The 10,148-nt window shown below is 78.1% G+C and carries 7 protein-coding genes; 1 reads left to right on the top strand and 6 read right to left on the bottom strand.

Features of this window, described 5'->3' with window-relative positions:
* Window positions 1–99: 99 nt before the first annotated feature.
* On the top strand, window positions 100–441 hold the full coding sequence (locus ACFRQN_RS24670) for a nuclear transport factor 2 family protein (protein WP_380742172.1): 342 nt from the start codon (window positions 100–102) through the stop codon (window positions 439–441).
* Window positions 442–459: 18 nt separating this feature from the next.
* On the opposite strand, the gene ACFRQN_RS24665 is transcribed toward ACFRQN_RS24670, so the two are convergent.
* Genes ACFRQN_RS24665 through ACFRQN_RS24640 form a run of 6 tightly spaced genes read right to left on the bottom strand, consistent with a single transcriptional unit; the run spans window position 460 to window position 10,146 of the window.
* On the bottom strand, window positions 460–918 hold the full coding sequence (locus ACFRQN_RS24665) for a hypothetical protein (protein ID WP_380742170.1): 459 nt from the start codon (window positions 916–918) through the stop codon (window positions 460–462).
* 24 nt (window positions 919–942) lie between these two features.
* Window positions 943–2,607 carry a thiopeptide-type bacteriocin biosynthesis protein gene (locus tag ACFRQN_RS24660; protein ID WP_380742168.1) on the bottom strand — a complete coding sequence of 555 codons (1,665 nt, stop codon included), beginning with the start codon at window positions 2,605–2,607 and terminating at the stop codon, window positions 943–945.
* A gap of 34 nt (window positions 2,608–2,641) precedes the next feature.
* Window positions 2,642–4,516 carry a TOMM precursor leader peptide-binding protein gene (locus ACFRQN_RS24655; RefSeq protein ID WP_380742166.1) on the bottom strand — a complete coding sequence of 625 codons (1,875 nt, stop codon included), beginning with the start codon at window positions 4,514–4,516 and terminating at the stop codon, window positions 2,642–2,644.
* Entirely contained in the window at window positions 4,513–6,186 is a 1,674-nt protein-coding gene (locus ACFRQN_RS24650; protein ID WP_380742164.1) for a hypothetical protein, read from the bottom strand. The genes ACFRQN_RS24655 and ACFRQN_RS24650 overlap by 4 nt, the downstream gene beginning before the upstream one ends.
* Window positions 6,183–7,421 (bottom strand): hypothetical protein, encoded by a 1,239-nt coding sequence (locus ACFRQN_RS24645; RefSeq protein ID WP_380742162.1) that lies wholly within the window; start codon window positions 7,419–7,421, stop codon window positions 6,183–6,185. Before ACFRQN_RS24645 ends, ACFRQN_RS24650 begins: the two co-directional genes overlap by 4 nt.
* Entirely contained in the window at window positions 7,414–10,146 is a 2,733-nt protein-coding gene (locus ACFRQN_RS24640; protein ID WP_380742160.1) for a lantibiotic dehydratase, read from the bottom strand. The genes ACFRQN_RS24645 and ACFRQN_RS24640 overlap by 8 nt, the downstream gene beginning before the upstream one ends.
* Between the last annotated feature and the right edge of the window lie 2 nt (window positions 10,147–10,148).

Genomic DNA, 10,148 nt, shown 5'->3' with positions numbered 1-10,148 from the left:
CACGGACGCGGCAATGACATGACAGCCACACCCGGCATCCCTGGGTGCCCTGATCTTACGAATGACCAGAACGATCCCACGAAGAAAGGTATGGATCGCATGAACGGCACCCCCGCGAGCGTCGTCGAGGCGGCGTTCCGCTGCTACCGGTCGCAGGACCGGGAGGCGGCCCTGCCGCTGTACGCCGAGGACTTCACCTTCACCAGCCCCCAGGACGACCGCATCGACAAGGCCGCGTTCTTCGAGCGCTGCTTCCCCACCGCCGACCGGTTCACGGAGCAGCGGCTGCTGCGGGTGACGCCCGCCGACGAGGAACTCGTCTTCGCCTACTACGAGTACGAGCTGACCACGGGGGGCCGCTACCGCAACGTCGAGGCGATCACGGTCCGGGACGGGCTGATCCGGGAGGTCCAGGTCTTCTTCGGCGGTCGTACACCCTAGACGTTCCGTCCCATGACGTCAGGAACCCTCCGCTTGGCCCTCGGGCCCGTGTTGGGCGGTGACGGGGGGCCAGGGGTGGCCGGCTTCGTGCAGGTTCCGCAGGGCCATGAGGTCGTTGTGCACCATCACCTGGGCGAGTCGGGCTGCCGCGGCGACGACGGCGGCCCAGTGCGGCGAGTCCAGGTAGGCCTCGTCGGGGGCTCCGGCGCCGACGGTGTCCTGGACCGTCCCGTAGGCGGTACCGAGGTGTGCCATCAGTTCGACCTCCTGCTCGGTGCGCAGGCTGTAGCCGAGCGAGCGCTGCGGATCGTCCGCGTCGCAGAAGTCGTCGAAGAGCACGTGCACCGTGTAGGCGAGGTTCTCGAACCGGGCGCGGTCGAGCCACACTTCGCGCTGCCAGGTCGGGCTGGCCAGCGCCACGACGGCGGGCACGACGTGGAGGCGGAAGTCGGGGTGGGCGATGCCGTGATCGGTCATCGGGCAAGGGTACTCACGGCATGATCACCGGGCGGTCCCCGGGCGGCCCAGGGGGAGGAGGTACTGGACGGGTTCGCCGAGGTCGTCGAGGGCGAGGAGTTCGTGGGCCAGGTCGTCCTGGAGGCCGCCGAGGGGGGTGGTGCCGAGGCCGAAGGCGGCGGAGGTCAGCAGGAGGTTCTGGGTCAGGTGGCCGGCTTCGAGGAGGCCGAGGCGCAGGGCGCGCAGGCCGTAGCGGCGGCGGAGGTGGGCGAGGTCGAGGTGGACGGCGAGGACGGCGGGGGCCTGGTCGATGCCGATGGCGTCCGGGTCGTCGGCCGGGCGGGAGAGGTAGGAGGAGAGGGCCTTGAGGTCGTCGAGGGCGGGGGCCGGGCCGATCGGGCGCAGGCTGCGGTGTTCGGGGAGGCACTGGTAGGTGCCGGCGGGCAGGCCGTCCACGGCGAGGGCGAGCAGGCGCAGCCGTACGGTGTGCAGGGCGCCCGCGCTCGGGTACGGGCGGTGGCCGGTGTCGGGGTTGGCGGCGTAGGCGGACCAGAGCAGTCCGCCGAGGGTGCCGGCGGTGAGCGGGCCGGTCAGCGGGCCGCGGGTGGAGTGGCGGGTGCGCAGGGCCTCGGCGAGGGTGACGGGCGGCAGCGGGTCGGCGGGCAGCGGGAGGTCGCCGGGGCGGGGGCACGGGGCCGGGCGGTGCGGCAGGTCGCGCAGGGCGGTGTCCTCGGGGCGGCCGATCTGGAACTTGCTGCGTTCCAGGTACTGGTGGTCCGGGGCGTGGTGGTCGGCGGGGAAGAAAGTGAACGGCTGCCCGGTCTCCAGCAGGGTGCGGGCGGCGAGGCGGCAGACCGCCCGCTCCTCGTCGGGGCCGACGCCTAACCGGTTGAACAGCATGTGCAGCTGGGAGGCCCAGACCCAGGAGAGGCGCTCCTCGGCGTCGGCGGAGGCGGAGGCGTCAGCGGAGGCGGGGAAGGCGGCCCGCATCCGGGCGGCGGCCTCGGCGACCCGCGCCGCCCAGTCGGCGAGCCAGGGTGCGGCCGTGCCGGCGTCCAGCGCCGTGCGCAGGGCCCGGGCGCGGTGGGCCAGCGCGGTGCGCTGCCGGGCGAACACGGTGTTGACCCGGACGTGCACGGCGGCCCCGGGCAGCGGCTGGAACTCGGTGACCCAGCGCCAGGAGGCGGCGTGGCGGCGCAGCCAGCGGGAGGCGGCGAGTTCGTCGAGGCCGAGGGCGTGGGCGGTGGTGTGGGCGAGGTCGAGGGCGAGCGGCAGCCGGTCCCCGGGGGCCTCGCGGAGGGCGTCCAGGGCGGCGAGGGCGGTGCGGGTGGAGTGGGTGAACACCTCCTCGGCGATCGGCAGCAGGGCCGCGCCGCCGTAGCGCTCGGTCTCGGGCTGGTACGGGACCTCCGTGACCTCGCCGTGTCCGCCCGCGAAGGGGCCCTCGGGCGGGGTGCGGCGGGCGGCGCGGCGGGTGAGCTCGGCGGCGAGGTCGGTCAGGTGCGCGGGCGCCGGGCCCGGGCCGCGGAGGCGGATGCGCAGGTGGGGGCCGCCCTCGCCGTAGCGGATGAAGAACCAGTCGGTGCCGGCGAGCCCGGCCATCAGCGGGGCGAGGTCCTCGGTGAGGAAGGCGTCGGCCTCGGGGGCGGTCAGCGGCAGCGCGAGGTGCAGGCTGTGCCAGCGGGCGGCGGGCGGCGCTTGGGTGGTCATCGCGGTCCTTCCGGGCGGCTACGGGAACGGGCGGCTACGGGAACGGGTGCGGGTGGAGCGGGAGTTCGTCGTGCCGCAGGGGCGCCGGGGTGCGGCCGAGGCGGTACGGGACGTCCAGGAGGCGGGGCAGGCCCCGGGTGCGGCGGTTGGCGTGGCCGAAGGTCATCGGCAGGGTGCCGGGGACGACGACCTTGGCGCAGTGCAGGCCCAGCCGGTCGCGGACGCCGGGTTCGTCCTGGGTGACCGCCAGGACCTCCAGGCCCTCCCCCGCCAGCCGGGCGACGGTCCGCTCCAGCAGCTCGGTGAGGTCGCCGACCGGTGCGGGGGCGCCGGGCCACCGCTCGGTCCAGGGCACCGGGGGCGGGCCGGCGAAGAGGAAGTCGAGGCGGGGCTGCGCCTCGGGCAGGGCGTTGAGGCCGACGTGGTCGTCCAGGGTGACGACCAGGTCGGGGCGGTCCAGCATCGGCCGCAGCCGCCGCGGGTCGCGCGGCCCGCCCGGGGCGGTGGCGCGGTGCGGCGCCTCCTGGACGTTGGTGACCACCTCGGCGACGGCGGAGCGGATCGCCGCCAGGGGGTCGTGGTGGGCTCCGGCTGCCAGGAAGGTGCGCGGGGCGTCGGGGTGGTCGCCGCGGTGGCGGCAGAGGGCGAGCACGGCGGGGATGCCGAGGTCGTTGGTGGCGTCGAGCAGGGTGAGCCGGTAGCCGAACAGCCGGGCGCGGTCGGCGAGTTCGGCGATCCGCTGGTCCTCGGTGGGGACGGCGACGCCGGGCAGCGGGGTGCGGGCGTACCAGGCCATCAGGAAGGCGTCGCGCTCGGCGACCTCGAACAGGCCGTAGAGCGCGGCCTCCTGGGGGCTGTTGCCGAGTCCGCAGCCGTTCGAGGACTCGTAGACCACACGGGGGCGGTCGCGCCCGGGCACGTCCCAGTAGGCGACGTGCTCCGGGACGGCGACCGGGCGGCGGTGGGTGAGCGACCAGCCGTGCACCCAGTCGAGTACCAGCTCGGGGGTGTACGGGACGGTGGCCACGGCGGGGTGCCCCGGCGGGGCGTCGTCGGGCAGGCCGAGCCGGGCCGGGTCGAGGACGGCTCCGGGCCCGCGCTCGGCGACCAGGTCGGCGTACGAGGCCCGCAGGGCGGTGCGGCGCCCGAGCGGCCGCATGCCCGCGTACCGCTCCACCGCCTCGAACAGCGCGACGCGTTCGCTGGCGCGGAAGTCCGCCGCCCGCCCGTAGCCGCCGTCGTCCAGCGCCCGGCCGTCCGTCACCCAGGCGGTGGTGAGGGCGAAGGCCGAGTCCTCGGTGCGGAACAGCCGGCGGACCGGGCCGAACCGCTCGTCGTAGAGTTCGGACCTCAACTGGCCCGCTTCCGTACGGTCGTTGGGGCCGCGCAGGACGGCCGGGTCGGGCAGCGGGCGGGGCGTGGCGGGCAGCCGGGCGGCCTCGGGGGTGTCGGCGGGCAACGGATGGCAGACCTCGCAGCCGCCGACCGGGCGGACCCGGTGGGTGGACCAGGTGGCCCGGCCGCCGTGCACCACGTGGACGGTGGCGACGGAATCGGCGCTCTCGGCGGCCAGGTCGGCGGCGAGGGCGGTCACCGCCTCGGCGAAGGCCGGGGTGCCGGTGCCGCCGAGCGCCAGGGCCGGGCTCTGCCAGGGCACCCGGCCGCCGGCGGTGGCGAGCCGCTGGACCTCGGTGCAGCTCAGGCAGGCGGGCGCCCCGGGGTGGAGGACCGGCCCGACCACCGTCAGCGCGCCGTCCTCGCGCACCGGCACCAGGCGTACGGGGTGTGCCAGGGCGTGGCGGCTGAGCTGCTCGGCCAGACCGAGGGTCCACTCCGCGAGGTGGACGACGGCGGTGCCGCCGGTGGCGGCCAGGGCCTCGGCCGGGGTGAGCACCGGCAGCCCGTTCATGGGCGGCCCTCCCCGGTGACGAGGGCGGTGAACCCGCAGCCGTCCAGGGCGGCGGCGAACGGGCGGGCCCCGGGGGTGGCGGGCTGCCAGCGGGTCGTCCGCAGGCCGGTGAGCCGGACCAGGGCGGCGTGCAGGTCCGGTTCCCGGTCGGCGACGTCGGCGAGCCAGTGGTCGGCCCAGCCGGGGTCCGCCCAGGCGGCCGGGGTGCGCCCGGCGGCGGCGAGCGGGGCCGCGGCGCCGGAGAGGGCGGCGTGGTGGGCGGCGGCCAGGCCGCCGTCCCGGGCCAGCAGGCGGGTGAGGGCGGCCAGGGCGGCATGGGCGACCGCGTCGGCGGGGGTCGCCTCGACCGCCCTGGCCCCCTCAGCCTGCGCCAGGTACGCCTGCTCGGAGGCAAGTTGACGCACCGTCAGATCAGGTGCGCGGCCGAGCCGGCGGGCCAGGGCTCCGTACCAGTGCCCGGCCTGCGGGTGCTCCCGCCAGGCGGACTCCGGCACCGGGCGGTCGCCCCGGAGCGGCCGCCCGAGGACGGCCCAGCGCAGGGCCCGGCCGAGCGCGTGGGACGGGTCGACGCCGACCACCGGCACGGCTCCCCCGCCCACCGCCGCCAGGTGCAGTTCGACGGACCGGCAGGCGGCGGCCAGCCGGGCGAGGTCCGTCCGCACCGCACCGGCCGCCAGCGGGCCGGACGGGGTACCGCAGGAGACCAGGGCCACGGGCAGCTGCGGGAGCTCGCCCGGGGACGGCGAATCCAGCACGCCCAGCCGGGCGTCGCCGAGGGCGTCCACCCGGCGCAGCGCCTCGGCAAGGTCTCCGGGCGGCGCGGCGACGGCCCCGGGGCCCGCCGCCCACGGGTGGTAGTCGGCGCGCGGCGGACGGGCCTCGGCGATCAGGACGGCGGGACGCCCGGCGAGCAGCCGGGGGTCCTCGGCCGGCTCGCCCGGGTCCGGCAGGCCGGCGACGGCGCAGAGCAGCCGCTGGGCACCGGCGGCGGCGAGCAGCGCGAGGAAAACGGGCGGGGGCGCGGCACCGGGAGCGGGGGCGGCGGCGGGGCCCAGCCGGGCGGCGAGCGCCGTGGCGTCCGCCCGGGCGCGGGCCGGGTCGGCGGGCTCGGTGACGAGGCCGCCGTCCGCGCCGCACTGCACCGCGACCGCCACCGCACGGCCCGACGGACCGTCCGCCGCGGCCACCACCCGGCCGGGCGGCAGTCCGGGCTCGGCGACCACCGCCGGGGCCGCCGTCCCGCCCCGGGCGAGGGCGCGCGCCCCCGCGCGGGCCGACGGGCCGTCCGGGTCGGCGGCCGCCACCACCGGACGGGCGGCCGCCAGGGCCGCCGCCGCGCCGCCGGGATCGTCCGCCACCGAGCCGGGCCAGGACGGCAGGCGCTCCCCGTCCGGGTGGTCCACGAGCAGGCCGTGCTCGCGCAGCCGGGCGGTGACGGTGGCCAGCGCGGCCGCCACCTTCGGCTCGACGGCGGCGTCGGCCGCCGCGCCGGCGGCCTCCGCGTCCGGACCGAGCCGGGCGGCGAGCACCTGCCACAGCGCCGGGAGCGCCCGGCTGCCCTCCAGGGTGAGGCTGGTGTCGCGGCCGCGCAGGTGCAGCCCCTCGCGCAGCGGGGTCACCGCCACCCCGGGGCGCAGCCGGGGCCGGTGGGTCTCCGGTTCGGCCGTCATGCCGCCCCCTCCATGTACGTCCCGTCGGTGCGAGTCCCGTTCATGCGCGTCCCGTCCGTGCCCGCCTGGCCGGTCCCGGCCCCGGCCCCGGCCGCCTCCGGGGCGCCGAGGAGCGCCTGCCAGCGGTGCCCGGTCAGCTCGGGCACGCTGCGCACCAGCAGGTGGGCGGCGAGGTAGCGCTCCAGCGGGCGGACGTCGCAGATCGCGAGCAGCCGGTACAGGCCGTTGGTGCCGGTCCGGTTGATCAGGTAGTCCGGTCGGCGCCACATCGCGCCGTCGGGGTCGCTGCGGTGCAGCAGCCGGTGGAACTCGCTGTAGCGGGTGCGCAGTTCGGCGTTCCAGCGTTCGGCGGTGGCCCGGTCCCCGAGGGCCTCGGCGCGCTCCCGGTACGCGGCGTGGCGGCCGCCGAGGTCGGCTCCGGCCGCCAGCCGCCGCTCGGCGAGGCTCCAGGCGTTCGCCGACCAGTGCGCCCAGTCCCGCTCCCAGTCGCGCGCCCCGCCTTCGGTGATCCGGCCCACCAGCGCCGTGACCGCCCGGCCGGTGCGCTCCCAGCGGCGCTCGAAGCCGGCCCGCAGGCTGCCGTCCGGGTCCTCGTGGACCAGGAAGTCCTCCAGGTGCGAGAGCACCGAGTAGTGCGCGCCGACCAGCCCGTCCGGGTGCGCGGTGGCGTGCGCGGCGAGCGCCGTCACCACCAGCTGCACCCGCGCCTGCGGCGTGTCGCCGTGCGCGCCGAGGAAGCGGCAGGCCGAGTCCAGGGCGGGCAGGCCGGTCCGTAGCAACTCCTCGCGCAGATTGGCGGATTCGGCGCCGATCAGGGACCGCAGGGCGTGCTCGGCGGACCGGTCGACGGGCGCCGCGACGACGGTGTTGTCCGGCACCAGCGGCCCGTACGGCGGCGCGACCAGCTCGGCCCGTCCGGCGGCGGCGGCCTCGGCGAGCAGTTGCTCGTCCGAGCGGTCGGCGACGGAGGGGTGGGCGGCCGCCCACGCCCGCAGCGCCTCGGCGGCCCGCCGCGCCGCCCCGGACACCCGCGCCTCGGGACCGCGCAGCCGCAGCCGCAGGTGCGGACCGAACCGCCAGTGCCGCTCGACGTGGGCGGCCAGCCCCTCGGCCCCCGCCTGCCGGGCCAGCGGCAGGACGGCTTCGCGCAGCGCACGGGCCTTGTCGGGCCGGTAGTGGTACAGGACCACGTCCCAGGCGGTCACGGCCCCCTGGCCGTCGGCCGGGTCACTCATCGGGCGCCTCCTCGGCGATGGCGGTACGGGCGGTCCGGACTGCTCGGGCGGTCCGGATGGCTCGGGCGGTCCGGACGGAGTCGCGGGCAGCGGCCCCCGCCGCGCTGTCCCGGCCGGGCCGGTAGGTCTCCACCACGAGTTCCACGGCTCGGGTAGGCTCCCGCTGCCCCGCGATGCCCGGCAGGGCCTCTTCCAGCACCGCGCCGCGCGGGTGCCGGGTGAGCCATTTGGCGAGGTGGCGCAGGTGCAGCGGGTTGCCGAGATCGACGGGCTGCGGCTTGGGGGCGCGCAGGTGGGCGACGAAGGCGTCGGCGGGCGTGCCCGCGCCGTCGGCGGTGGCCGGTGCGGGGTGGAGGAAGAGCTGTTCGGGCAGGCCGAGCCGGGCCCGCCAGCGGGCGACGGTCGCGGCCGGGACCCCGTCGGGGCCCGGGTCGGCGGCGAGTTCGGCCCGCAGGGCGTCGAGCACCCCGGCCGGTAGCTGCCAGCGGCGGCGGGCGAGGACGACGTGCCGGTGGCGCAGCCGCGGGGTGCGCAGCACGCTGCCGCCGGGCGCGGCCAGGGTGGTGCGCGGCAGCAGCGGGCGGAAGTCGACGACCCCGTTGGGGTGGTCGGCGAGCAGTGGGCCGAGCCGCCGGGGCAGCATGACCGGCGCGAGGAAGCCCAGGTAGAGGACGTCGAGCAGTTCGCCGGTGCCGCGCAGCCGCAGCCGGAGCTGGTCGTCGGCCGGGTCGTGGACGAGGTCGAGGTCGGCCTCGGCGAGGCCGGTCCACCGCCGGTCGGGGCCGATCTCGTCGGCGAGCAGCCGGGGGTGGAGGTTGGCGTTGAAGCCGCCGACCGGCCGGACCTGGGCGGCGCGGGCGCCGGCGCCGAGCCCGGAGCGGAGCTGCCGGGCGACCTCGGCGGCGGCCCGCGGGGGCAGGCCGTCGAGGAACCGACTGGTGAAGCGCCCCCAGCCGCCGTAGACGTGGTTGACGCACACCAGGCCGTCCCCGGGGTCGCGTTGGAGGAACCAGGAGTAGCTGAGCGGCCGGGCCGCGGTCCAGTGGGGCAGCCGGGCGGCCAGGGCGCGGACCCGCTCGACGGGGAGCACGAGTTCGCCGTCCAGCTCCGGGAGGTGGGCGAACTCCTGTCGCAGCAGGGCCAGTTCGTCCGGCAGGCCGGTATCCGCCCAGGCGTCCGCCGCGTCGGCGCCGAAGTCCCAGGGCGCGTCGCACACCCCGCCGACGCCGTAGCGGGCGACGAAGCGGTCCCGGGCGGCCCGGCGCATCAGGTGGCCGTGGTCGAACAGCTCGGCGAGCGCGGTGAGTTCGGCGAGCACCGTACGGTCGGCCGCGCTCAGTCGGGGGCACGGCGCGGCCGGCGTGTGGACGTCCTCGCTGAGGACGCTGAGCGGCGCGGCCTCGTCCGGCACCGGCCGTCCGGCGTCGGCCAGCAGTCGCCGCCAGTGGTCGGCGAGGGAGGCCAGCAGGGCGGGGCGGTGCTCGCCCGGGGTCGCCACCAACGAGCCTGTTGCCAGGTCGAGTTGGTCGAGCCGTTCGGCCAGTGCGGCGTCCTCCGGCCACTGCCGCAGCCAGTCGGCCAGGCTGCGGAGCGGCCGCCGGTCCTGCGGGTCGACCGGCTCGGCGGGCACCAGCAGCCGGGCCGTCAGGAGCCGGCCCACGAACCGGTGCGCGGCCGGGTCGTCGCCGGGGCGGCCGAGGGCCTCGGCGAGCCGGGCGGCGAGCCGGTCCGGCCGGTCCGGGGTGGCCGCGAGCGAGGCGAGCAGGGCCAGTTCGGGCCGGGCCGCGAGCTCGACCTCCTCCTCCCGGGTGACGAGGTAGCGCCCGCCCGCGAACAGCGTCTCGGCGCGGGCGTAGCGGGCGCGGCCGTCGGCGACCCGGGCGGCGCTGGTCATCCGGTGCGGCAGCGTACGGCTGCGGCGGGGGTCGTCGAGCAGGGCCTGGACGAGCGCGGCGACCAGCGCCCGGTTCTCCCGGACGACCGCGCGCGGGCCGTCCGCCGCTTCTTCTGCCTCCGCGTCCTCCGCCGTCACGTCGGAGGTCCAGCCGACGGCGGTGAACCAGGAGAGCGGGCTGGTCTTGGCGGTGGCCCGCAGGGCGTGCCGCAGGACGGCCGCCTCCTCCTTCCGGGCCCGGCCGCGCGGCTCCCCGGTCGCGCCCGCCGTGTGGGCCACCGCGCGCAGCAGGTCGGCGCTGGTGAGGGCGACGGCCTGGGTGAAGGCCGGCTCCCGGCAGATGCCCGCGAGGGAGGCCCGTTCGGCGGCCAGGGCGGGCGGGACGGCATCGGCGAGCGCGGCCAGCAGCCGGGCCCGCAGCCGTCGCAGCTCCAGCCACTCGGCGAGTCGGGGGACGCGGCGCGGCAAGTCGCCGAGCCGGTCGAGCAGCGCCGCCCGCGGCGGGCGCCCGTTGTGCAGGTCGCGGCGGAGCGGCAGCACGACGCGGCGGTGGAACTCCTCGTCGTGCCCGGCCCGGCTGGCGTACAGGTCGTCGCAGAGGGCCAGCCGCAGGGCTTCGGCCGCGGCCTCGGCGGCGGTGAGGCCGCCCAGCAGCACCCGGGCGCCCGCCGAGTCGGCGGACTGGGCGGGCCGGGCGAGCACGGTGGAGCGCACCAGGGCGTGGCGCGCGGTGTACGCGGCCGGGGCCGGTGCGGGTGCGTTCACGGGCGAGGGCGCGGGCGAGGGCGAGGGCACGCGGGCGTCCCGGGGCAGGGCGGTTCGGTTGGGCATGG

Origin of the sequence: Kitasatospora sp. NPDC056800 (assembly GCF_042789775.1) — a bacterium.
Lineage (GTDB): Bacteria > Actinomycetota > Actinomycetes > Streptomycetales > Streptomycetaceae > Kitasatospora.
Note: the sequence above shows the minus strand (reverse complement) of the source record. Positions and strands in the feature narration are given on the sequence as shown.

Excerpts from the sequence above, each read along its gene's own strand:
- ACFRQN_RS24665 (WP_380742170.1), bottom strand. The coding sequence starts at position 918 with ATGACCGATCACGGCATCGCCCACCCCGACTTCCGCCTCCACGTCGTG.
- ACFRQN_RS24670 (WP_380742172.1), top strand. The coding sequence starts at position 100 with ATGAACGGCACCCCCGCGAGCGTCGTCGAGGCGGCGTTCCGCTGCTAC.
- ACFRQN_RS24640 (WP_380742160.1), bottom strand. The coding sequence starts at position 10,146 with ATGCCCAACCGAACCGCCCTGCCCCGGGACGCCCGCGTGCCCTCGCCC.
- ACFRQN_RS24655 (WP_380742166.1), bottom strand. The coding sequence starts at position 4,516 with ATGAACGGGCTGCCGGTGCTCACCCCGGCCGAGGCCCTGGCCGCCACC.
- ACFRQN_RS24645 (WP_380742162.1), bottom strand. The coding sequence starts at position 7,421 with ATGAGTGACCCGGCCGACGGCCAGGGGGCCGTGACCGCCTGGGACGTG.
- ACFRQN_RS24650 (WP_380742164.1), bottom strand. The coding sequence starts at position 6,186 with ATGACGGCCGAACCGGAGACCCACCGGCCCCGGCTGCGCCCCGGGGTG.
- ACFRQN_RS24660 (WP_380742168.1), bottom strand. The coding sequence starts at position 2,607 with ATGACCACCCAAGCGCCGCCCGCCGCCCGCTGGCACAGCCTGCACCTC.